The organism is Enterococcus sp. AZ179 (assembly GCF_050498885.1).
In the GTDB taxonomy this organism is placed as follows: Bacteria; Bacillota; Bacilli; order Lactobacillales; family Enterococcaceae; genus Enterococcus_D; species Enterococcus_D entomosocium.
The window spans coordinates 1,600,528-1,622,179 of the sequence record NZ_JBMHEO010000001.1; the positions used below are offsets into that span (position 1 = coordinate 1,600,528).

The window sequence follows — 21,652 nt, forward strand, 5'->3', positions numbered from 1 at the left end:
AGTTTCCCTCAAAAAGGGGAACGTTAGAGCCCATAGCCAGTACTCCTCATTTTAGCACAAATTTCTTAAGAAACAATCAATCGGACCAGATCGGCAGCGAGGAAGCGTAATCGTAAGAAAAGGTTAAGAAATCCCACGAGGCGGTGGTTCCCCAAAAAAATCAGTTTGTTTTTATACGCTTGCCACCTGTGAGGGATCGTTTTGCGACCACTCCTGAATGAAGGCCCGCAATCCCTCAATGGCTGGTTCTGTGACTACTTTGCGCTGGATGAGGTAAAATTGGCGCTCAAAGTTTTTATCCAGCAGTTGATAGCCAATGCCGTGGGCGGCTCGCTTGGAAAGGATCGAACAGCCGAAGCCTTGTTTCAGCAAAGCGACAATCAATTCATTGCTGGCGATCTCGATGATCGGTCCTTGAATGTTCTGTTCCTCCAGATAGCGTTTAGTGTAATAGTAGACACCAGAACTCGCTTCACGGACGAGCCAAGGACCGGCTTGGGGATCACCGGCTAAGACGAGCTGATCTTTCAAAATCGGGAAACGCAAAATACTTGGTGCAGATAAGGGTTTTTCAATGATCCCTAAATCTAGTTGATGTTGTTCAAGCGCTGTTAAGACTTCAGCGGAGTTCATCATCGATACCCGAAAATGCACCGTGGGAAAGGCGTTGTATAAAGCAATCATCAAGTCAGGCATCAAGGCCATCGCATAGGTATGAGAGATGCCTAGGGCACAGTGGCTTTGATGCTGTGTGTTGGTATGGATCTCGCTGGCGATCGTCGACCACTCATCCAATAAATTCAGTGCCTTTTCGTAAAGGTACTCTGCTTGGGGCGTGGCGATCACGTTTTTGCGACCATTGCGTAAAAAAAGCGGTGTATCCAGGTCTTGTTCCAACTGCTTGATTTGAGCAGAAACCGTGGGCTGCGAAATAAATAGCAATTCGGCAGCTTTCGAAAAATTTTTCGTTTCATAGACCATCTTAAAGGTCTCCAGTAATTTTAACATTGCAATCCCTTCCATTAGAAAATTCAATTATAACTATTATACCAATAAATCCTACTGATCGGTCAATCTGTGTATAATGGATGTTATATGAAAGGATGAAAGCAATGAAGCAACGACAAACAGCTTTGATACTTCCCGGTTTGTTCCTGTCCTTTTCGGTAGCCGTCATCGCCCGAATCATGGCTTTGGCTGTGCCAAAATTAGGGGGAGCAACCCTTGCTATTTTATTAGGAATCATTTTAGGAAATACACTGTTCAAGCAAGAACGCTATCAAGTCGGGACGAAGGTTGCGGAAAGTCGTCTCCTAGAATATTCGGTGGTTTTGCTGGGCTTTACCGTCACTTTCCAGACTATCAGTGAAATGGGTCTTCGGGGCTTTCTCTTTATTTTGCTGATGATGAGCTTGGTCATTACCGCTGCTTATTTGATAGGGAAAAAATTGGGCTTTAATCAAAAGATGAGCCTGATGATGGCAGGCGGCAATGCTGTCTGTGGGTCCTCTGCGATTGCGGCGATCGCACCAGCCATTGATGCCGATGATGAAGAAAAAGGGCAGATCATCACCTTGGTCAATCTTTTAGGAACGGTGATGATGCTGACGCTGCCGTTTTTAGGCTTGGCCTTATACGGCGATGATCTATTGCAAAAAAGTGCCTTACTTGGCGGCACACTGCAATCCGTCGGGCAAGTCGTGGCGGGGGCTAGTTTGATTGATGCCGACACCGTCAAATACGCGATGCTCTTTAAAATCGCGCGCATCATCATGTTGGCAGTCGTCGTCATTGTTTTTGAACGAATGACGACAAAGACCCCCACCAAAACCAAAGGCAAAGGTAAGCTACGGCTGCCAATCCCTTGGTATGTGTTGGGCTTCTTGACCATCTGTATCTTGAACAGCTTCTTGCCGCTGCCTAGCTGGTTGAATGAGGGTGCTCATTTTATCAGTACGTGGTTTGAAACAACGGCGTTGGCAGCCATCGGTTTGCGCCTGGATTTCCGCAAGTTTTTAAAAGAAGGACCGCGCTTTTTATTCTATGGTCTTTCCGTTGGAGCCGTCCAAACCGTGGGTGCTGTTGCGTTGATTTGGTTGCTGCGGCTCTGATTCACACGAGGCACATCCCATAAAGCACGTTTGAAGCGTACGATTGTTTAACGAAAAAAGCCACGACGGTTGATCGAAGGGCACGCTTTGGTGTTTCTGTTGGAAGAGGCAGCAAGGCGTGGCTTTTCAGATCAACTGTCGGGCTTTTTTTAGCGACAAAGATGGTTAGACGGGGACTTGGATGACTTGAACACCTTGTTGCTCAATCAAGTCGATGACTTTGGGATCAGAATAATGGTCGGTAATCAGCAGATCGATAGCCGCAATTGCGCCAATCGTAAAATTGGATTGCTTACCGATTTTGCGATAATCCGCGATAACGATCAACTTGCCAGAATTTTCGATGATTTTCGCATTGACTTTGGCTTCGTGGATCACTGAAGTGGAAATGCCGGTCTGTAAATCTAACCCACTACAACCAATGATCGTAACATCAGAACGAACATGAGAAAACGACTCCACGGCGATATCCCCTGACAAGGCCGCTTTAGGATAGCGTATTTCGCCGCCACTTAAAACGATCGTTGATTTTGGATGGTGTTCCATTTGGATCACACTTGTATTGTTCGTCAACAAACTGATTCGTTTGTCTGTGAGATGGCGCAACGTTTGAGCGGCGCTAGTACTCGTATTGACGAAAAGGGTATCGCCATCTTTTACTTGGCGAGCCGCTTCTTTGGCCAGTCGATCTTTGATGTACTCGATCGAGTCGGTGGGATGCGCTTCATCTTCATAAGCTTCACAGTATTCGATTTTTCCGTGGGTTTGTTTGATCTGACCCATCTCACTCAGTACGGTACAGTCTCTGCGGATCGTCATCTCTGATACTCCCAACTGATGACTGAGGGTCTTCACATCAGAAAAACCAGATGTTTTTATCAGATCGATCAATTGTTTTCTCCTTTGCCTCACTTCTTCATTGGAACGTTTCACGATACTTCCTCCTTACATGCGCTTTATTCTATTCTTGTCTTTCATCGTTTATCCAGATTGCGATTGCCTTTGCATAGCAAAAACCTTCTCGCCTCCTTCTCGCAAGTTCAAGTGATGATCCCACACCACTTGTTGAGAAGCAACGATGTGTTTGTTGTTTCTTCTTTCGAACTCATTTTAACATATCTCCTATACATTACCATATATATTAAATAATCACATTTATTTATGGGTTAATTAACATATAATAAGCTAAATTAACATAAAACTAGATTGAAAGCGTTTTTCTATATGTTAGAATCAAAGTGTAAATAAGCAAGGGAGGAATAAGAATGGCACATGTAAATGATGTTTCGAAAGAGAGTTGGCTTTTAAATACGTTTCCAGAATGGGGGACCTATTTGAACGAAGAGATCGAAAATGAGCTTGTGAAAGAAGGCACAGTTTCCATGTGGTGGCTAGGCTGTACGGGTATTTGGCTGAAGAGTGCGGAAGGAACCAATATTTTATGCGACCTTTGGTGTGGCACTGGCAAGCGCAGTCATGGGAATGGGCAAATGAAAAAAGGCCATCAAATGATGCGAATGAGTGGTGTACAAGAAATGCAGCCTAACCTACGGACTCAGCCCTTTGTGATCGATCCATTTGCAATCAAAGGAGTGGATGCGTTAGTGGTGACCCACATCCATTCCGATCATTTAGACATCAATACCGCAGCCGCAGTCCATCAAAATTGTCCAGAAGCAAAATTCGTCGGTCCCCATGAAGTCGTTGCAACTTGGTTGAAATGGGGAATACCAGAAGAAAAAACCATCGTGGTCAAACCGGGGGATGAAGTAACCATTGGGCAGGTGAAAATCGTCGCTTTAGAAGCATTCGATCGAACCGCTCTGATTACTTGTGAAGATCCGGATACCAGCTTGAAAGGAAAAATGCCCCAGGACATGGATCGTATCGCAGTCAATTACTTGTTTGAGACTTCCGGTGGGGCGATTTATCATGCAGGAGATTCTCATTATTCGAATGTATTTGCTAAACATGGGAATCAGTACAAGATCGATGTTTGCTTAGGTGCATATGGCGAAAACCCGCGGGGCATCACCGACAAAGTTACATCAGTCGATATGTTGCGGATGGCCGAATCCCTCAATGCCAAAGTGGTGATTCCCGTACATTATGATATCTGGTCCAATTTTATGGCTGATCCAAAAGAGATCACCGAGATTTGGAAGTTTAAAAAAGATCGTTTGAACTATGAGTTTAAACCGTATATTTGGCAAGTTGGCGGCAAATTCACCTACCCAACGAATAAAGATGATCTTGAATTTAATTTCTATCGTGGCTTCAAAGATGTTTTTTCGGTCGACAATGATACGCCATTCCCTTCTTTCTTATAAAAGAAGGGGGGATGCTGCAAAAGCCAAATTTGAAAGGAGCAAACGTAATGCTGCGTTATTTTTATGAAAATGAGTTGGTTGCAATCAACCAGGAACAGCCCGAAGACTGGGAAGCTGCTATCTGGGCGAGTGGCGAAGGATTAAAGCAAAAGGCGTTGATTACGGATCAGTACATTGAAGATGTCATTCGGGATGTCCATCAATACGGTCCTTATATTGTGATCATTCCCAAAGTAGCCATGCCCCATTCTTCAGCAGAAAGCAAAGGCGTCTTAGGAACAGGGATCGGGCTGACGATTTTTCCAGCGCCCGTCTCGTTTCAGGAAGATAATCCGGACAAGGAGGCGCAGTTGTTCTTTATGCTCGCTGCCAAAAACGCTGAAGCACATATGAACAATATCGCTGGTTTATCAGAGATGTTGATGGAAGAGGGGCTGGTAGAAGATCTATTAGGTGTAAAAACGATGGCAGATTTTGAAGTGGTGATGGAGAAATATGACCAAAAAGAAAGCAGGGATTAGATGGAAGTGATAGGAGATTTCTTATTGAGATGCTGGGATTACTTTGCTCAGAATATTTTGATGCAGCCAGCTTTTTTGATCGGTTTTATTGTACTGATCGGTTACTTACTATTGAAACGGCCGTTTGTTGAATGTGTCGCAGGTTTCTTAAAAGCCACCGTTGGTTACTTGATTTTGACGATTGGCTCTGGTGGATTGGTCAATAATTTCCGTCCGATCTTGGTGGGGCTTAAGGAGCGTTTTGAATTAGATGCGATGGTCACTGACCCGTATTTTGGTCAAAATGCGATCACCGCCGGCATTGAAGAACGATTCGGACGCACCTTTGGTGACACGATGCTCTTATTATTGATTGCCTTTGTTTTTAATATCTTACTCGTTCGCTTTAAAAAATATACGAAGCTGCGGGCCGTCTTCACTACTGGAAATGTGCAAGTACAGCAAGCCGCAACGGCCTTTTGGTTGCTGCTATTTTGTTTTCCAGACTTGGGTCGGATCGAAGTCTTACTTGTCATGGGCTTGATCTTAGGCTGCTATTGGGCGGTTGGTTCCAATTTGACCGTGGGCATCTGTCAAGATTTGACGGAAGGTGCTGGTTTTGCGATTGCCCATCAACAGATGTTTGGTGTTTATTTCTTTGCGAGACTTGCGGAACGGTTCAAAAAGAACAAATCCAACCGGAAATTAGAAGATGTCGAACTACCGGGTTTTTTATCGGTCTTCAATGAAAATATGGTATCGACTTCGATCCTGATGCTCTTTTTCTTCGGTATCATTTTAGTGACACTTGGACAAGATTATTTAATAACAGCAGGATTTATGGCAGAAGGACAAAGTTTCTTATTTTATATTTTACAAACATCACTGATGTTTGCCGTCTACTTAGCAATTCTTCAATTAGGTGTGCGCACCTTCGTTTCCGAATTGACCGAGTCATTTCAAGGAATCTCAAATACGATTTTACCAGGTGCTGTTCCGGGGATCGATATCGCCGCAACCTTTGCCTTTGGTTCACCAAATGCTGTGACGGTGGGCTTTTTATTCGGTGCATTAGGACAATTTTTAATGATTGCTTTACTGATTTTGTTCCGGTCACCAACGATCGTGATTGCCGGGTTTATCCCACTGTTCTTTGATAATGCAGCGATTGCCGTTTTTGCCAACAACCGTGGAGGTATCAAGGCGGCTTGTCTTTTCCCATTCTTATCAGGCATCATTCAGATCGGTGGTTCGGCCTTGATCGCTACTTGGGTAGGATTGTCCCAATATGGCGGCTATCTTGGTATGTTCGACTGGGCGACCGTCTGGCCATTCTTTACAGTATTGATGAAATTCTTAGGCATCATTGGTGTGGTTCTTGTGGTGGTGATCTTATTAGTGATTCCGCAATTGCAGTACCGCAGAGATCCAGAAGGATATTTCTTGATCGTAGATGATTACGATGCGTATGTAGAAAAACAAAAATAATAAATTCTTAGGAGGAAAAAAAGATGAGAGTATTAGTATCTTGTGCAAATGGATCAGGAACAAGTTTGATGATGATGCGGAGTGTTGAAAAAGCTTTGAAGTCTGAAGGGATCACAATCACCTCTATCCACCACTGCGCGATTTCCGAAGGCAAAAGCACCGCCAAGAATTACGATGTGGTCTTTACGCCAATGAACTTTGTCAATATGTTCGATAAAGCAAAAGAAAAGGGCGTAACAGTAATCGGGGTCAGAAATGTGATGTCTCCAAAAGAAATCATTGAGCGGGTCAGAGAAGCGGGTCTTTCAAAGGAGTAGTCAGCGTAAAGGATGTGGCAAAACAAAAAGGTTGGTCAAACAAAAGAGAGGGGAATTTCATGAGCATACCAAAACTACAGATTGCTTGCGATCACTCCGATTTAGCTAGTGCACTGGCAGATATCAAAAAAGTCGGCGATGTGGTTGATATTATTGAAGCAGGGACTATTTTATTGTTGCAAGAAGGAGAACAGGTATTACGCTGTTTCCGAGCAATGTATCCGGAGAAGTTGATCGTAGCAGACACAAAATGTGCCGATGCCGGTGGGACGGTCGCCAAAAACTGCCAGCAAGCTGGCGCGGATTATATGACCGTGATTTGTGCAGCAACGATCCCAACAATGAAGGCAGCAGCAAAAGAAATTGCTGAGATCCAAGTAGAATTATATGGTGACTGGACCTACCAGCAAGCACAGCAGTGGCTAGATGCCGGCATCTCACAAGCCATCTATCATCAAAGTCGTGACGCATTGTTAGCTGGTGAAACATGGGGAGAAAAAGATTTAACGAAAGTCCGTAAATTGATCGATATGGGGTTTCGAGTGTCAGTCACGGGAGGATTGAGCGTCGAGACGTTGGCTCTGTTTGCCGGCATTGATGTGTATACCTTTATCACAGGACGAGGCATCACTGCCGCTGACGATCCGCAACAAGCAGCAGTTGATTTCAAGCAAGAGATTTTACGGATTTGGGGGTAGTTTTCTATGAGTTTGATCGGTCTATATGAAAAAGCAACACCCAAAGCCCTTTCTTGGCCGGAACGATTGCAGTTTGTCAAAGACCGAGGTTTCGACTTCATTGAAATGTCCATCGATGAATCCGATGAACGCTTGGCACGCCTAGAGTGGAACCAAGCACAGCGCAAAGAGATCGTCGAGGCAATCTATGACTCGGGGATCAAAATCTTGTCTTTATGTCTCAGTGGACATCGGCGGTTTCCCTTTGGTTCGATCGATGAAAAAAAGCGCAAGCACGCGATGCATCTGATGGAAAAAGCCATCGACTTGGCTTCAGATTTGGGTATTCGCTGCATCCAATTAGCCGGATACGATGTGTATTATGAGGAAAAAAGTCTTTGTAGCCGAGAATGGTTCATTGCCAATCTAAAAGAAGCCGTCGCCAGGGCGTCTGAAAAGGGGGTCGTTTTGTCACTAGAGATCATGGATGATCCGTTTCTGAATTCTATCTCAAAATATTTACGGATCAAGGAGCAGATCCCTTCACCCTATCTACAAGTCTATCCAGATGTCGGGAACCTGTCGGCCTGGCCAGAAAATGATGTCGGTTATGAATTAGAAAAAGGCATTTGCGAGATTACCCAGATTCATTTGAAAGATACATTGGCGGTCTCAGATAAGTTTCGAGGAAAGTTTAAAGAAGTACCGTTTGGCACTGGGTGTGTTGATTTTGATGGCTGCTTACGCACGCTGAAGCGGTTGAATTATAACGGTTCTTTTGTCATCGAGATGTGGAGTGAGACGAGCGCTGACCCGATTGGGGAGATTGAACAAGCCAAAGCATATTTATTACCAAAACTAAAGGAGGTCGGTTACCTTGATCAATCAGCTTCAATTGATGAAAGAGCGAGTTTATCAAGCCAATAAGAGACTGCCTGAGGAAGGGCTAGTAAAGCTGACTTGGGGAAATGTCAGTGAGATTGATCGAGATTTAGGGATCATCGTCATTAAACCAAGTGGTGTTGATTATCAGACGATGACGGTTGATTCAATGGTGGTTTGCGACTTAACGGGAACACCGAAAGAGGCGAAGACGTTGAAGCCTTCCTCGGATATCAAAACCCATGCGCTATTGTACAAGCACTTCGAAGGCGTCAAGGCGATCGTCCATACGCATTCGACAAATGCGGTAAAATGGGCGCAAGCACAGCGAGACATTCCTGCATATGGAACGACGCATGCGGATACTTTTTATGGTAGTGTCCCTTGTACACGACCATTACGGGCCTCTGAGGTAACGGCAGACTATGAAAAAGAAACCGGCAAAGTCATTGTCGAGACGTTTGAAAAGCGGGGATTAGATCCGCTTGCATGCCCAGCTGTCCTCACAGCGGGACACGGTCCTTTTACTTGGGGGCAATCTGCGGAACAAGCGGTCAGCAATAGTATTGTTTTAGAAGAGGTTGCAGAAATGGCACTAGGTACCGAAGCTTTGACCTTAGAGCGAACACCGATCGCTGATTATTTGCTGGATAAACATTATTTCCGCAAGCATGGCGAACATGCTTATTATGGACAAGGATAACGTAAAAGCAGCCATTCCTAGCGATCAAGGAATGGCTGCTGTTCTATTCGTTTTCTTCAACGAGTGTTTTCACATAAAAGCGATCCATCGTGGTATGCTGTGCCGCCAATAGTGGCTGGGACAATGCGCGATAGCCGGCTTTTTGATAGACATGCAAGGCAGCTTCTAAAGAATGATGGGATTCTAAATAGAGTTGCCGATAGCCTAGTTCAAAAGCTTTGGCCTCGATCTTCGCCAGCAGGGGATAGCTGAGACGCTGCCCTTTGGCGGCATCACTAAGATAAAATTTTTGCAGCTCGGCGATTTGCCCTTCTGAATCATAAGCGGCAAGACCACCGCCGCCTAAAAGGGTACCCGATTCATCGGTGACGACAAAATAATGGCGGCTAGCAGGATCTGCTGCATAAAATTCACTTAAGTGGTCTAACTCGGGATCAAAATAGGCAGTTCCTGGAACCGCCAACTGGTGGTCGGTCAAGCTTTTGCGAATGATAGCAGCTAATGGCGCATCATCTTGAGATTGGATCGGACGAAATATCGGCTTCATGCAGTTCCTCCTTAACGTAAAAGTAAATGAATAGCTATAGTGTACCACAGCATCGAGGTAGTGTTTAGTGATGATAAGAAAAGCATCCTCGCAATGGCGCACCTCTTTAATAAGAAAACCGCCCCCTCGTTGCCAGGCTCCTAATGTAAAAAGGAGGATGGCGAAACGAGGGGGCGGTTTTTGTGTTAGTCATGGAAGCAGTAATTAGAGCGTTTCACCATTAGAGGCGATTACTTGCTGGTACCACGCAAAGGAATCTTTTTTCAAACGATTCAAGGTTCCTTTGCCGGTATTGTCTTTGTCGACATAGATCATGCCATAGCGTTTCTCCATTTCGCCGCTGCCGAAGCTGACGATATCAATGATCCCCCAAGGCGTATAACCTAATAGCGGTACACCATCTTCAACCACCGCTTTTTCCATCTGTTCGATATGCTCTTTCAGGTAAGTGATGCGGTAGTCATCATGGATTTGCTGTTCATTGGTTAATTGATCGTAAGCACCAAAGCCATTTTCTACGATAAATAGCGGCAAGTCATAGCGTTGATAGATCGTATTTAACACATAGCGCAACCCGACTGGATCGATAGGCCAGCCCCAATCAGAAGCACTGATATAAGGATTACTCACGATTTTTGCTCCCGGGATATCCTCAGTTGGTGTGCCAGCCACTTCATCAAGGGTTGAGATCGTTCCTGACATGTAATAGCTGAACCCAATATAATCAACGGTTCCTGCTTTTAATAGCGCTTGTTCCTCGGGCGTGATCTCAATCGTGATGCCTTTTTTTGCCCAATATTTTTGCACATAGGTTGGGATCTTGCCTCGTACGTGGACGTCGCTGTAAAAATAGCGCCGTTCATTGGCTTTGACGGATGCCATCAAATCAGCTGGCGCACAAGAGTAGGGGTAGACCGGGACATAGGCCATCATACAACCAATCTGAAACTCTGGATTGATTTTTTTGCCTTCGATCACGGCTGCCGCGCTGGCAATCAACTCATTGACGCCCGCTTGAAAGACGAGTGCTTCTTTTTGACTGTCATCCTCGATGATCATGGCAGAATTGGTCCAAACGTGCAGCGGCTCTTGCCCATCTGCTTGATTATTGATCTCATTGAAAGTCATCCAATACGTCACTTTTTCATGATACCGTTGAAAAACAGTCTTAGCGAATTTGACAAAGAGGGGAATCACTTCTTTGTTAGCAAACCCACCAAATTCTTCATAGAGGGCATAAGGCATTTCAAAGTGAGACAAAGTGATGACGGGTTCGATGCCATTTGCCTGCAATTCGTCGAAAAGATCATCGTAGTATTGGAGACCGGCTTCATTTGGTTCTTCTTCTGTTCCAGTTGGATAGATCCGGCTCCAAGAAATCGATGTCCGTAGACATTTCAAGCCCAGTTCTTTGAATAACTGGATATCTTCTTTGTAACGGTGATAAAAGTCAATGGCTTCATGGTTCGGGTAATATTCCCCTTCAATGACTCCTTTGGTGATTTTACGGGGAATACCGTTGCCACCGGCCGTCATGACATCGGCGGTACTCATTCCACGGCCAGCAACATTCCAAGCGCCTTCCGCTTGATGGGCAGCGATCGCGCCGCCCCATAAAAAATCTTTCGGCATTTTTGCGGACATAAATTTCATTCCTCCTCGACTCATTCGTTTGCTTATAATTCTACTTTCTGGGAACGGTTAGAGGCGATCACGAAAGGCAAATAGATCAAGACCGAAATCGCAAGACAAACGACACCGACAACCGCAGCGATCGCATTTCCTCCAGTTCCTAAAAAGAGATTAATGATTCCTGGGGTCGTCCATGGTACCCCAATCGCTGGGGTCGGCATGATCGGCCAGACAACAGTGACAAAATAACCCACCAAAATATTGACCATTGGTGTCAAAATAAACGGAATGATCATGATTGGATTCAAGACGATCGGTAGACCGAAGATCATCGGTTCATTGATTTGGAAAATTCCTGGAACTAAGGACATCTTAGCGATCTCACGTTGTTCTGGACGTTTTGAAGCGATGAAGATCGCAATGATCAAGCCCAATGTCATACCAGTTCCGCCCATATTTGCGAACATATCATTTAAAACGCCCCAGGTTTCTTTGTAAGGAACGTCCCACAAGGAGCCGCCCTGGTTGATAAAGTCTAGGTTAGCTAGATCTTGTTCGGTAAAAATCGCTGAACGAACCGCATTCAATGTGTTTGGTCCATGGATCCCGATCGCAAACAACGTAGTTTGCAAGAATGCCAAGATCAAGACACCGACGACATTGCCCCCCAGATCCCGCAATGGACTTTGGATCCCGTTGTAAATCAGTTCATTGATGCCTTCCGGTGCAATCATTAAAACTAAGAAATTGATCAAAGCAGTGACTGCCACGATGATCACGATCGGAATCATGCCAGAAAAGGAACGGGAAACAGCTGGTGGTACCATTTCAGGCATTTTGATCTGCAATCGTTTGACCTTGAAAAGCTTGGGTAAGAATTCACCGACCAAACAAGCCACGATCATAGCTACGAACAACCCTTGGGCGCCTAAATATTGTGTAGAGATCACATTGACATCATCTACTGCAAACGAGGTCGGGTACAAGATCATAAAGGCAGCGACACTTGTCAAACCAACTAACGTAGCATCTGCTTGGAAATGCTTGGCTAAAAGTTGGGCAACAAGAAACGCAATGAATAAACTCATGATGTTGATGGTCCCGTTCGCCACGGAAGCTAGGACTTGCTGGGCGCTTTCCAGATTAGGAAAAAGCCGATTCAGTTGAAATAATTGCACGATGAAACTTTCATTGGAAAATAAAATATTGTTGACCAAAATAACGAGAGAAGAAGCGATGGTCAGTGGGAAAATCAGCATGAATGCATCCCGGATCGCTGCTACGTGGCGTTGATTGTTCAACTTTGTTGCGATTGGTACCAACGAGCGGTCTAACAGGTCATTGAATTTTTGCATAATAATAACACCTTTCCTTAATTGATGCCATCATTATAGCGAATGAAAGCGGCTAAAAGTAAGCGGATACGGATTCCGTACATATCTCTCAAGAAATGAAAAAAATTCCGCATCCGGAACACAGTGTTACAAAAAAAGATGGTTCAGTAAACTGAACCATCAAGGGTTGGAACGATAATCTTGTAAATAGCCGATCAGTGTTTCTAAAATCGCTACTGAAGGCAATTGACTAGTCAAATCAAGAAAGATGTCTTTGCGTTCCTCTTTGATCGCATACTCGATCGAATAATCGCACAGGCGTGCCAACGTACTTTCCCGATTAGGGGTAATGCAGTATTTCTGCACGATCGCTTGATTGTCTAAACCGGTAATGACTTCGATCAGTTCTTTGGTTTCACCAGAGACACTCAGAAAAACCAAAACATTTTTTTGATCTTTTCGCAAAAAGCTTTTGATTGGGTAGGTCAGCTCATCAATGCTGATACTAAAGTAACCGAGACTGGCTAGCTTGCGGGCAACGTATTGCGCGATCGCACCGGATGCCCCCATCCCCATAAATAAGATCAAATCGGCATCCCGCATCGCTTCGGCAAGTTTTCGTATTTGGTATTCCGCATCAGGGTGGAAGATCTGCATATTCAAGCCTTTGATGCGCGCTTCTAAACCTAAGTGTTCAGGATGCGCGTCAAAATGGGCTTTTTCTAAATGATTTTTGATATAGAAGCGAAATTCTGGAAACGACTGAAAGCCGACTTTTTGAATAAAACGAAAGACCGAAGTCGAAGAGACATGAGCATCATCGGCAATGTCGCGCACACGCATATATGGGATCTTTTCTAAGTGATTGACGATAAAACGGTAGATTTCTTGTTCTACCGCAGAGAGCTTGTTCAAGTTTAATTGTTCAAAAAGCGCCATGCTGGTTCCTCGCTGTCCTAGATAATCAATTTACACCAGTATAGCATATCCGAACTTTTAACGGTGCAGCTGTTGGTGGATCTGATAGACTGCGCCGATCAAGCCGGCATCGTTTTTTAGCTTCGCTGGACGAACAGGCGCGATGGTTTGTCCGCGCAAATAATTAATCGCTTCATGCCGTGTTTCCGTGATCGTCAAGCGAGCCTGCAGGCGTTCCCAGAAATAAGGATTGGCACTGATGCCGCCGCCGATCAATACCAATTCTGGGTCAAAGCAGCTAATCAAATTGATCAACCCTACAGACAAATCCGTTAGAAATTGGTCCGTCAGCTTCAACGCCAATGCTTCGCCTTGCTGCGCGCGGTCAAAAATCTCTTTGGCGTCTTGGGTGGGTTCAAAGCCAGGAACTGCTGCGCCAGATAAATTGTAGAGGCGAATCAAGCCGCCCACGACGGCAGTTTTTTTATTGATGGAACTTTCCTCGATATTGCCTTCTTCTGGCAGCTGATCGATCACCATCCAACCAAATTCACCAGCCATGCCATGAGCACCTCGGTAGACTTGATTATTGATTACGATCCCACCGCCTACACCAGTGCCTAGGACAAGACACAAATAGTTGGCTACCTCTTGCGCATTCCCGATCCATTTTTCAGCAATCGCTGCTGCATTGGCATCATTTTCCACCGCCACCGGCAATCCTGTACGCGCTTCCAAGACTGCTTTAAAATTTTCACCATATAACGATTTGATGGCTCCAGCCGTTAACATAAACCCGTCTTTTTGAACGATCCCTGGGGCACTGATCCCAATGCCATCAATCGTGTGGCGGCTCTGGGCATCTTCGATGATCGTGAGTAGATCCTGATAAAACTGGGCTGGCTCATAGCTAGTGGGGATCGCTGATTTTTCAAGGATCACTCCGGTTTCATCTAAAACCCCATATTTAATACTTGTTCCGCCAATATCAAATCCTACGTACATTCTTCTTCCTCACCTTTCAAAACATTGTTGCCTTAAGTGTACCATCTGGCAGGAGGAATTTTTTTCTTTTTTCAGCTATTTTTTGACAGCCGTTTCCGCTGCATCCAAATAAAACAAAATGTCACTTTTGCCTTCCTGATTGGTTCCTTTGTACACCTCCGTATCCAGGCCTCCGATACGAAAGCCTGCTCGCAAGTAAAACAGACAGGCAGAAGGATTGTTGTCCTGCGCTTGTGTATAGATGCCGCGATAGTCTTTGGCAAGGGCCGCTTTCAGTGCCTGTTGGATCAACAGTTGACCGATTCCTTGCTTGCGGTAGTCTGTGTTGACCTTTAAGTCATAGAGGTACAGATACTTGAAAAAAGCGTCTTGAACGATCGCTAAGCCGATGCATTTTCCATCATCATAAGCACCGATAAACAGACTGTTTCGGCTCATTTCATCATAGCAATAATTTTCATCTGGGAAACGCATCGTCTGAATGTCTTCAGGTGCAAATTTACAGATCGTGTACTGCCAGTTGCCCTCATTATAAGACGGCAGCATTTTCCCCCATAAGGAGAAGGGTTCGTTTTTCAAGCGGATATCAGCTTGGTGTTCTTGATCGATCAGTTTGATTTCTAGCATGAGACACCTCGATTTTCTATAGTTTTCAATCATGAGTATTTAAAAGTAAGTTGTTGCAGTTTAGTTTACTACAAAGAATGAAAAATCACGATACTTATTAAACAGTCTGGTCTTCCTGTGAGAAGGGACGTTTTTGTAGGAGTAACTTAGTTGTTTGTCTATACATTTAGGTGGAAAAAGCAGAAAATATTCCATTGATACCTTAGTCACAATGACCGACGGAAAAATACGTCTTAAGTTTGATTATATTTATCGCTTGTTTTTTTATACTGAAGGTAGATAGAAAAAGCGGAGGACAATCACTTGAAAAAAGCAATTAGTATGATCCTGCTCGTGTTAACGATCGGGACCGTCACATTGGTTACATGGTCTTATTTTACGAAAGATGATTCCAGCGAACTGGTTCAGCTGGTGGATCGTTTCAATCCTTTCGTACCGGAGAAAAAGGTTTATGTCAAAACATCCGATGAGTATGGCGTGTCGCAAGAACATGATGCCTATGAATATACGCAAGAAGGAATCAATGAAGATGGACAAAAAATAAAAATCACGTTTTGGGCACCACAAAAATTAAAAGAAAATGCCTACCTAGAGCTTGATGCAAAGGGCAAACATGTGGAGTCGTATCAAGAGGTGACCGAGCAAGATCTCCCTGACGCTATCAAAGACGAGTTGGTTACGACCCATTGATCATCGAGCCTGCTTGAAGAAACGGACAGAAAGTCATTTCCCACATGTTGGGAGATGGCTTTTTTTAGTACCTTCACCTAAAGAAAAGTTCGCCAAGATTTGATTTGGGTGAAAAAGATTAGAGGATGATAGAATTTTCAGAAAAAATAGATAATTTTTTCAATTCTTAGTTGCAATAGCAGAAACGTCTGGTATTCTCTATGAGGTAGTTAAAAAAAATCATTCATATAATTAAAAATAGCAACGGTGAGAGAATCACTGTGTATGAAGGATCAACGGTTTTCGAGGAGGAACGTATGACAGAAAAAAATCAATTAAAAAAACAGATGAAAACCAGACACATCACTATGTTGGCACTAGGTGGCGCAATCGGTGCCGGCCTATTCAAAGGCAGTGGGGAAGCGATCCAGTTAGCGGGGCCTGCGGTCTTGCTAGCGTTTATTTTTTGTGGGCTGATCTTATTTGTCGTCATGACAGGACTGGGACAGTTGGTTTTATCTGACCAAAAACAACATGGCCTTTCGGGCTTAGTCCAGCCGTATCTTGGCTTGCATACAGCTGATTTCATTGATTGGATCTACTGGTCAATGTGGATGATCAACATCATCGCCGAAGCAGTTGCTGCCGCAAGCTTTTTGCAGCTGTGGTTTCCCAATATTCCCGCTTGGATCTTTGTTTTGATTTTGGCACTACTCACGACCATCATCAATTTGTTTTCGGTCCGCTTGTTTGCAGAAACGGAATACTGGCTTTCGTGGGCCAAAATCAGTGTGGTGATTGTGCTGATCTTGGTGGGTCTCTATCTGGTTGCCACGCAAGTCTTTGATCTGGGCTTTTTACCGACGATGAGACAAATGACAGACTATGGTGGTTTTGCCCCTCACGGTCTCAAAGGATTTATCAATTCTTTATTGGTCGTAATCTATTCGTATGGCGGTTCTGAGTTAGTAGCCATCACGATTAGTGAAGCAGAAAATCCCAAAAAAGCGATCCCTCAAGCAATCAAAGGGGTAATGACTCGGATTGCCGCTTTTTACATCATTCCCATGTTTCTTTTACTGATCATTTATCCGTGGAATCAATTAGCAGATCCAAATGTCAGTCCCTTTGTAATGGTGTTTCAAAAAATCCATGTGCCTTTTGCTTCCGACATCGTTAATTTAGTGATCATTTTGGCCTTGTTTTCCTCCATCAATTCTGGGGTCTATGCTTCTTCAAGAACGTTGTTTTTCCGGTTAAGCAACAATGGCCAGAAAAAAAGCCGCTTCACGATGCTGAATAAAAACAGCGTGCCCCAACGAGCGATCATGTTTTGCAGCGGTACTTTATATCTTGGAGTCGTTCTTTCTTACTTTTTAGGCGACAAACTCTTCAATTATCTGGCAGGCTCCCTGTCGTATACTGTATTACTGATTTGGTTGTTGATCAGTGTGGCGGCGTTTGTTTTGGTACGCAAGCAGAAGAAAATGGGCTATACGATTTTTTTGGGTGGGGCGATCCTTGCGTTGCTTTTGCTATTTGCCGGTATCTTGATCACTAACCCATTAGCGGTTACAGGTTTCACCGCATTGCTGTATACGATCATTTTTCTTAGTTTTTATTGGAACCATCGAAAAATAGGGGACACCAGTGGAAAAAGTTGAAGAACCCTCCCTTAAGGCATAAACTGATGGAGAAGGAACATCCTGCTTGGCTATTTTTTCGCTTCTCAGGAACATGGCTAAAAATAAAGTAAAGGAGAATACGAAAATGGTTAATTTTTGGACATTGATTTTCGGCACCCTCAGCTGGGTTGTGGTGGAAAGTCTGCTTTACAACCCGATGCATAAGTGGGGCAAGTTTTGGGCGAAAGAATCAGGAATGGCAGAGAAGATGGACGGTCAGCAGATGACGACCGGTGACATGCTCTTTACCTTTGGCGGCACGATTGTTGGTGGGATTCTCTTATCGGCAGCGACCTATCAAGTCGTCTATTGGTTTGCCACATTCGATCATGATGGTTGGCTGATGACCTCCTTGCAAGTCGCTTGCTTATTGTGGCTAGGGGTGTATGGGGTCGCCACCTTCGTGATGGCTGTTTACTCGGGACAGTCCCGTAAATTAGTTGGGCTGCACCTTGTGAATGGGTTTCTAGGAGTGATCGTTTTAGGGCTTGTTGTCGGACTAATTGGACAATAGGCAGCGATCATATCCCAGCGAGAACGTTCAAAGATCTCAACGAATCAATCCTAAAGAAAGCCGATCTTGTCTCGACAAGGTTGGTTTTTTTGCGCGTGAAATTAACCTCGCTATAAAAAAAAGCTATAAAAGCAAATTTTTTATGCTATACTGAAAATAACTCAATTTGACAGGAAACACAAACCCACGGGTTTGCGAAAAATCATGAAAGAAGGAAACTTAGGGAAAACGAGGAGGGGAAAAATGAAAACGAAAAGCAAGTTAGGTAGAAGAATGTTTGCTACCGTTTGTTTGGCGGTGCTATTTTTTTTGGCAAGCTGCAGCCGCTCAGGGGTTGACTCTGCAGCTGCAAATCAAGTATTGACCAATAGCAACAGTCATCAACAAAATGCCTTGTACGTTTTGGAAGATGGAAAGCTCACCGTCAATAAAACGCTGAGTTTTTTGGTCGATCCGAATCAGGAACCTGCGGAATTGGTAGAAGAACAAGAGGCGCAATTAGTGCAGATCAACGAAACACTGCAAGCAGAGTTTCCCAAAAGCAAAGCACTGACTGCGGCAGACATCGGCACTATGCACACCTTTGAAGTGACAAATGCCCAAGTGATCATTGATCAAGAGAAAAAGGAAGTGCGCATGACTGGCGATGATTTTGAGAAAGTATTCAAAATGGTGGACAACAATGACAAGCGTCTGATCGATGATGAACAAAACGAGTACGAGTTTTCTTACGATGAGAAATAGCAAGTGACAAAAAAGCAGCTGCCTCCGACGAGACAACCGCTTTAGACTGCAGACAAACCTTAGACAAAAATGAGGTTTGTCTTTTTTTGTTGTAAAATTTAGTGGCTATTACGGAAAACATTTTGCGCAAGGAGTAAGTCCGCGACTTTGCGCTTCTGCTAAAGTTGCAGGCGTGTAGGTACCGTTACCGCATTTTCTCGTATGATATTTCGAACCTGTTGGTGTAACGAGGACCGACGTTTGGGCTTGATTGCTAGCAGTGGCTGGCTGGCTTTGTTCTGGCACAGCGGCGGCTGCCTGCCGTTCTTCCTCCGCCTTAGCTTGTGCGGCTGCTTGTTCGTTGGCAGTGATCGTTTGCGCCACTGTTTTCGTTCGAGTAGCTAATTCCTCATCGGGGGTCTTGAGACGAGCGACAGCATCTTCTGCACGAGCAAGGGCATCTTTTGTCGGCTCCGCCTCTGCCGCTTCCACCGCTTGGACAGCTTCTGCAACGAGGGCTTCTGCTTCTTTCTCAGAAATCTTGGTTTCTACAGTGGATAACCGACTTTCAAACGTTTCCTTGTTCAAAACCGCTTGTGCAACTAATTCTTTTGCCTGATCGAAATCACTGCGCTCAAGGGAAGCTTCAGCAGTATCGAGGGCTTTGCCGATGGCAAGATGGTCTTCAACTACCGCGAGCCGAGTAGCGAGATCTTCGTAGGTTTTACTTAAAGCATGAATCAGCGTCACGGCTTCGTTGTAATTCTTTTGGTTTGGCTGGGTTTCGGCAAGAGCCAGTGCCGTCTCGGCTTTTACCAGTGCTTCTTGTTCTTGTTTTTCAGCTTGCAAACTCGCTAGAAATGCGTGAGAAGGTTTGACGGTGACAACCTCTTCTTTAGTGATTCCACCCATGGAGGTTTGGACAGTAAATTCCTGTTCCTCTTCATCTTTAAGTTGCACGGTGTAAGAAAATGTTTCGTCCGCCAGCGAAACCTCCACCCCGTTGATCGTCAGTTGCGCTTCTGGATTGGTTTGCCCAGTGATCGCTGCTTCACCTTGCTCATTCGTAACCAGTTCTGCTTCATCTACGTGAAGCTCCGGTGTTGTTGTAGGAGTCAATAATACCCCGCCGATCAATAAGAGAAAACCACCCATAAAAATAACGATTTTGTTGCGAAGCGGTTTTTTCTTGATCAAACTAAGAACAAAAAAGATTCCGCTTACAACCATTGTCAAAAAACCAACAACAAAAATAAATATCCCCATAACTTTTTCCATTTCCTTTCTTGTGAATATTTTAATTATAACATTTTTACTAACGTATCCGCCATTAATAACCGGCTAGCAAGGGTTGCTGAACGTATGGAGGGAGTTCAACTAGCAACCAATAGATTTTTATCAATAATAAATAGATTTACAGAAATTTTTATTATAAAATGATTTATAAAGAGTTATTTTTCGTTTGTATTTGCTTTTTTTGCTAAACAGCTTTTGGTCCTAATACACGTATTTACTTCATTACTGGAAAAAGACGCTTTGAACAAACGGATGAAATCGAGCAAATACCTGCAAACAAGCGGCTTTCCCCAAATAACACCATAAAAAAGACATTCCCCCTCATGTGCAACTAAGCCACTTCATTGATAAGAAAATCAGTATGTGCAAAAGGAGTAGCAATGAAAATCACACAAATCCAATGTCCCAGCTGCTTGGGTCAGTTAACCGTTGACTGGGAGACAGGAAAAGCAGTCTGCCAGTATTGCTTAACTAAGTCAGTCCTACAGTCGCCGCCAAAACAAACGCAAGAAGCTTCGAATGAACAGGCTCCCGTAGTTTTTCAAAAAGTCAAAGAAGGGTTTTATTCGTTTGCCTTTAATGAAGACGAGGTAGCAAATGCCTTGAAAAAATGGCTGATCCAACAGGAATCAGTTCCTGAGGACATTATCGTTCATCTTGAAGTCAGCGAGGTAAAACGATATTTTATTCCGATTTATGAATTTCAGGTGACCTATACGATGCACTGGGAGGGGGCCTTTGGCTACGATACCCATTCCATTGCATGGGCAGGCTCGCATACGACCACGTGGGAAAAGAAGCGAGGTGACCATTCAGGTAAGACGGTTATATTCTATCAATGCGGCAGTTCGGAGGTGATCGAACAAGAAATTCCTCAGAGCTTTGAGGTCAATGATGAAATGAAAAGAAAACCGCACTTTAATACCGATCAAAAGGAATTTCAACAGCTAGTCTCAGCACATGCTATTCATGTTTTTCCCTTTGATATTGAGCAAGAGCAGGCGCTCTTTGGTTCTGAAAAACAAGCGGAATTGAGAGCTCATGCGAATGCGGTGATCCAGAAGAAAGAATCTGCCGATCATCTAAAAGAGCTGCACCTAAATCTTTCCCTGATCAGCTGTGCTACAGAAGAGCTCTACTTTCCCCTGTATATGGGCACCTTCAAGTACCAAGAGCAATCCTTTGAATTTGCGATCGACGGCAAAGATCCTGACCGAATGAAGCTGCCGATTATCCCACAGTGCCAAGCTACCTATCAAACGGTTGCGAATTTTTCAAAAGCTCGTAAGGTTTTTGGCTGGTCCTCCGTACTCTTTTTTACGTTAGGTGTGATCCTGATGATCTTGGCGCTATTCATTTCTGAATGGATCCCTCTAGGAAGAGTGTTCAGAGCTGTCATAGGGGGGATTGTCATGAGTTCCCTGCCAACTGCAGTTTATTGGGTAGTATCGGGGATAGTGTTGCACTTTCTAAAAGAACAGTACCTCAAAACAGCCCAAAAATTTAGAGATGAGTGCCAAAGAGAATTATTAGGTAAGAAAACGGCTGGGACAGCTTTTTTAGCAAACTACGAGAAGCGTAGAAAGAAGCTTGTAAGAATCAGAAGATTTTATGAATGGCTCGATACGCTCGCTTATGTGGTCGTGGTCGTTACCCTTATTTGGAACATTCTTCGGTTTCTTTGATAAACCATC

General features: G+C 44.2%; 22 protein-coding genes. 13 read left to right on the forward strand and 9 right to left on the reverse strand.

Annotated features, from left to right (window positions below; genetic code table 11):
• Window positions 1-171: 171 nt before the first annotated feature.
• Window positions 172-1,023 (reverse strand): LysR family transcriptional regulator, encoded by an 852-nt coding sequence (locus IGI88_RS07580; RefSeq protein ID WP_194199371.1) that lies wholly within the window; start codon window positions 1,021-1,023, stop codon window positions 172-174.
• A gap of 65 nt (window positions 1,024-1,088) precedes the next feature.
• Between IGI88_RS07580 and IGI88_RS07585 the strand changes: the two genes are divergently transcribed.
• A complete protein-coding gene (locus IGI88_RS07585) occupies window positions 1,089-2,111 on the forward strand; it encodes a YeiH family protein (RefSeq protein WP_005232718.1) in 1,023 nt (340 codons plus the stop codon).
• A 165-nt stretch (window positions 2,112-2,276) separates the two neighbouring features.
• Here the strand turns inward: IGI88_RS07585 and IGI88_RS07590 are convergent, their stop codons facing one another.
• On the reverse strand, window positions 2,277-3,044 hold the full coding sequence (locus IGI88_RS07590; RefSeq protein ID WP_005232717.1) for a DeoR/GlpR family DNA-binding transcription regulator: 768 nt from the start codon (window positions 3,042-3,044) through the stop codon (window positions 2,277-2,279).
• A gap of 332 nt (window positions 3,045-3,376) precedes the next feature.
• On the opposite strand from IGI88_RS07590, the gene ulaG reads away from it, so the two are divergent.
• Genes ulaG through araD form a run of 7 tightly spaced genes read left to right on the forward strand, consistent with a single transcriptional unit; the run spans window position 3,377 to window position 9,008 of the window.
• A complete protein-coding gene (gene ulaG, locus IGI88_RS07595) occupies window positions 3,377-4,441 on the forward strand; it encodes an L-ascorbate 6-phosphate lactonase (RefSeq protein ID WP_005232716.1) in 1,065 nt (354 codons plus the stop codon).
• A gap of 47 nt (window positions 4,442-4,488) precedes the next feature.
• Window positions 4,489-4,962, forward strand: a complete 474-nt coding sequence (locus IGI88_RS07600; protein WP_008376535.1) for a PTS sugar transporter subunit IIA — start codon at window positions 4,489-4,491, stop codon at window positions 4,960-4,962.
• On the forward strand, window positions 4,963-6,429 hold the full coding sequence (locus IGI88_RS07605; RefSeq protein ID WP_008376533.1) for a PTS ascorbate transporter subunit IIC: 1,467 nt from the start codon (window positions 4,963-4,965) through the stop codon (window positions 6,427-6,429). It abuts the gene before it with no gap.
• A gap of 23 nt (window positions 6,430-6,452) precedes the next feature.
• Window positions 6,453-6,746: a PTS sugar transporter subunit IIB gene (locus IGI88_RS07610; RefSeq protein WP_008376531.1), complete on the forward strand. Its 294-nt coding sequence runs from the start codon at window positions 6,453-6,455 to the stop codon at window positions 6,744-6,746.
• Between the two features lie 59 nt (window positions 6,747-6,805).
• On the forward strand, window positions 6,806-7,444 hold the full coding sequence (locus IGI88_RS07615; protein ID WP_008376529.1) for a 3-keto-L-gulonate-6-phosphate decarboxylase UlaD: 639 nt from the start codon (window positions 6,806-6,808) through the stop codon (window positions 7,442-7,444).
• 6 nt (window positions 7,445-7,450) lie between these two features.
• Window positions 7,451-8,350, forward strand: coding sequence for an L-ribulose-5-phosphate 3-epimerase (locus IGI88_RS07620; RefSeq protein ID WP_016619554.1), 900 nt, complete (start codon window positions 7,451-7,453; stop codon window positions 8,348-8,350).
• Window positions 8,322-9,008, forward strand: coding sequence for an L-ribulose-5-phosphate 4-epimerase AraD (araD, locus tag IGI88_RS07625; RefSeq protein WP_016619555.1), 687 nt, complete (start codon window positions 8,322-8,324; stop codon window positions 9,006-9,008). The genes IGI88_RS07620 and araD overlap by 29 nt, the downstream gene beginning before the upstream one ends.
• A 43-nt stretch (window positions 9,009-9,051) precedes the next feature.
• Here araD and IGI88_RS07630 read toward each other — a convergent pair whose 3' ends face one another.
• From IGI88_RS07630 to IGI88_RS07655, 6 genes are all read right to left on the reverse strand, one after another.
• Entirely contained in the window at window positions 9,052-9,555 is a 504-nt protein-coding gene (locus IGI88_RS07630) for a GNAT family N-acetyltransferase (protein WP_061053577.1), read from the reverse strand.
• Window positions 9,556-9,759: 204 nt separating this feature from the next.
• Window positions 9,760-11,199, reverse strand: a complete 1,440-nt coding sequence (locus tag IGI88_RS07635; RefSeq protein WP_429960320.1) for a 6-phospho-beta-glucosidase — start codon at window positions 11,197-11,199, stop codon at window positions 9,760-9,762.
• A gap of 32 nt (window positions 11,200-11,231) precedes the next feature.
• Window positions 11,232-12,542, reverse strand: coding sequence for a PTS sugar transporter subunit IIC (locus IGI88_RS07640; RefSeq protein ID WP_008376519.1), 1,311 nt, complete (start codon window positions 12,540-12,542; stop codon window positions 11,232-11,234).
• A gap of 159 nt (window positions 12,543-12,701) precedes the next feature.
• Entirely contained in the window at window positions 12,702-13,460 is a 759-nt protein-coding gene (locus tag IGI88_RS07645; protein ID WP_005232695.1) for a MurR/RpiR family transcriptional regulator, read from the reverse strand.
• 57 nt (window positions 13,461-13,517) lie between these two features.
• Window positions 13,518-14,444, reverse strand: coding sequence for an ROK family protein (locus IGI88_RS07650; RefSeq protein WP_005232693.1), 927 nt, complete (start codon window positions 14,442-14,444; stop codon window positions 13,518-13,520).
• A 75-nt stretch (window positions 14,445-14,519) separates the two neighbouring features.
• The gene (locus IGI88_RS07655) at window positions 14,520-15,071 is read right to left on the reverse strand and encodes a GNAT family N-acetyltransferase (RefSeq protein ID WP_005232691.1); all 552 of its coding nucleotides are present in this window, start codon (window positions 15,069-15,071) and stop codon (window positions 14,520-14,522) included.
• Window positions 15,072-15,392: 321 nt separating this feature from the next.
• Here IGI88_RS07655 and IGI88_RS07660 point away from each other — a divergent pair, with 321 nt between their 5' ends.
• The 4 genes from IGI88_RS07660 to IGI88_RS07675 all read left to right on the forward strand — a co-directional run bounded on the left by IGI88_RS07660 (window position 15,393) and on the right by IGI88_RS07675 (window position 18,683).
• Window positions 15,393-15,761 carry a YxeA family protein gene (locus tag IGI88_RS07660; RefSeq protein WP_061054476.1) on the forward strand — a complete coding sequence of 123 codons (369 nt, stop codon included), beginning with the start codon at window positions 15,393-15,395 and terminating at the stop codon, window positions 15,759-15,761.
• A 296-nt stretch (window positions 15,762-16,057) separates the two neighbouring features.
• Window positions 16,058-17,404 (forward strand): amino acid permease, encoded by a 1,347-nt coding sequence (locus IGI88_RS07665; RefSeq protein WP_008376509.1) that lies wholly within the window; start codon window positions 16,058-16,060, stop codon window positions 17,402-17,404.
• Between the two features lie 106 nt (window positions 17,405-17,510).
• The gene (locus IGI88_RS07670; protein WP_008376507.1) at window positions 17,511-17,939 is read left to right on the forward strand and encodes a DUF1761 domain-containing protein; all 429 of its coding nucleotides are present in this window, start codon (window positions 17,511-17,513) and stop codon (window positions 17,937-17,939) included.
• A gap of 243 nt (window positions 17,940-18,182) precedes the next feature.
• Window positions 18,183-18,683 (forward strand): hypothetical protein, encoded by a 501-nt coding sequence (locus IGI88_RS07675; RefSeq protein ID WP_061053579.1) that lies wholly within the window; start codon window positions 18,183-18,185, stop codon window positions 18,681-18,683.
• A gap of 108 nt (window positions 18,684-18,791) precedes the next feature.
• Here the strand turns inward: IGI88_RS07675 and IGI88_RS07680 are convergent, their stop codons facing one another.
• Window positions 18,792-19,928 (reverse strand): hypothetical protein, encoded by a 1,137-nt coding sequence (locus IGI88_RS07680; RefSeq protein WP_061053580.1) that lies wholly within the window; start codon window positions 19,926-19,928, stop codon window positions 18,792-18,794.
• 410 nt (window positions 19,929-20,338) lie between these two features.
• On the opposite strand from IGI88_RS07680, the gene IGI88_RS07685 reads away from it, so the two are divergent.
• Window positions 20,339-21,643 (forward strand): hypothetical protein, encoded by a 1,305-nt coding sequence (locus IGI88_RS07685; RefSeq protein WP_194199366.1) that lies wholly within the window; start codon window positions 20,339-20,341, stop codon window positions 21,641-21,643.
• Window positions 21,644-21,652: the final 9 nt, after the last annotated feature.

Excerpts from the sequence above, each read along its gene's own strand:
- IGI88_RS07580 (WP_194199371.1), bottom strand. The coding sequence starts at position 1,023 with ATGGAAGGGATTGCAATGTTAAAATTACTGGAGACCTTTAAGATGGTC.
- IGI88_RS07585 (WP_005232718.1), top strand. The coding sequence starts at position 1,089 with ATGTTATATGAAAGGATGAAAGCAATGAAGCAACGACAAACAGCTTTG.
- ulaG (WP_005232716.1), top strand. The coding sequence starts at position 3,377 with ATGGCACATGTAAATGATGTTTCGAAAGAGAGTTGGCTTTTAAATACG.
- IGI88_RS07600 (WP_008376535.1), top strand. The coding sequence starts at position 4,489 with ATGCTGCGTTATTTTTATGAAAATGAGTTGGTTGCAATCAACCAGGAA.
- IGI88_RS07605 (WP_008376533.1), top strand. The coding sequence starts at position 4,963 with ATGGAAGTGATAGGAGATTTCTTATTGAGATGCTGGGATTACTTTGCT.
- IGI88_RS07610 (WP_008376531.1), top strand. The coding sequence starts at position 6,453 with ATGAGAGTATTAGTATCTTGTGCAAATGGATCAGGAACAAGTTTGATG.
- IGI88_RS07615 (WP_008376529.1), top strand. The coding sequence starts at position 6,806 with ATGAGCATACCAAAACTACAGATTGCTTGCGATCACTCCGATTTAGCT.
- IGI88_RS07620 (WP_016619554.1), top strand. The coding sequence starts at position 7,451 with ATGAGTTTGATCGGTCTATATGAAAAAGCAACACCCAAAGCCCTTTCT.
- araD (WP_016619555.1), top strand. The coding sequence starts at position 8,322 with ATGAAAGAGCGAGTTTATCAAGCCAATAAGAGACTGCCTGAGGAAGGG.
- IGI88_RS07630 (WP_061053577.1), bottom strand. The coding sequence starts at position 9,555 with ATGAAGCCGATATTTCGTCCGATCCAATCTCAAGATGATGCGCCATTA.
- IGI88_RS07635 (WP_429960320.1), bottom strand. The coding sequence starts at position 11,199 with ATGTCCGCAAAAATGCCGAAAGATTTTTTATGGGGCGGCGCGATCGCT.
- IGI88_RS07640 (WP_008376519.1), bottom strand. The coding sequence starts at position 12,542 with ATGCAAAAATTCAATGACCTGTTAGACCGCTCGTTGGTACCAATCGCA.
- IGI88_RS07645 (WP_005232695.1), bottom strand. The coding sequence starts at position 13,460 with ATGGCGCTTTTTGAACAATTAAACTTGAACAAGCTCTCTGCGGTAGAA.
- IGI88_RS07650 (WP_005232693.1), bottom strand. The coding sequence starts at position 14,444 with ATGTACGTAGGATTTGATATTGGCGGAACAAGTATTAAATATGGGGTT.
- IGI88_RS07655 (WP_005232691.1), bottom strand. The coding sequence starts at position 15,071 with ATGCTAGAAATCAAACTGATCGATCAAGAACACCAAGCTGATATCCGC.
- IGI88_RS07660 (WP_061054476.1), top strand. The coding sequence starts at position 15,393 with ATGATCCTGCTCGTGTTAACGATCGGGACCGTCACATTGGTTACATGG.
- IGI88_RS07665 (WP_008376509.1), top strand. The coding sequence starts at position 16,058 with ATGACAGAAAAAAATCAATTAAAAAAACAGATGAAAACCAGACACATC.
- IGI88_RS07670 (WP_008376507.1), top strand. The coding sequence starts at position 17,511 with ATGGTTAATTTTTGGACATTGATTTTCGGCACCCTCAGCTGGGTTGTG.
- IGI88_RS07675 (WP_061053579.1), top strand. The coding sequence starts at position 18,183 with ATGAAAACGAAAAGCAAGTTAGGTAGAAGAATGTTTGCTACCGTTTGT.
- IGI88_RS07680 (WP_061053580.1), bottom strand. The coding sequence starts at position 19,928 with ATGGGGATATTTATTTTTGTTGTTGGTTTTTTGACAATGGTTGTAAGC.
- IGI88_RS07685 (WP_194199366.1), top strand. The coding sequence starts at position 20,339 with ATGAAAATCACACAAATCCAATGTCCCAGCTGCTTGGGTCAGTTAACC.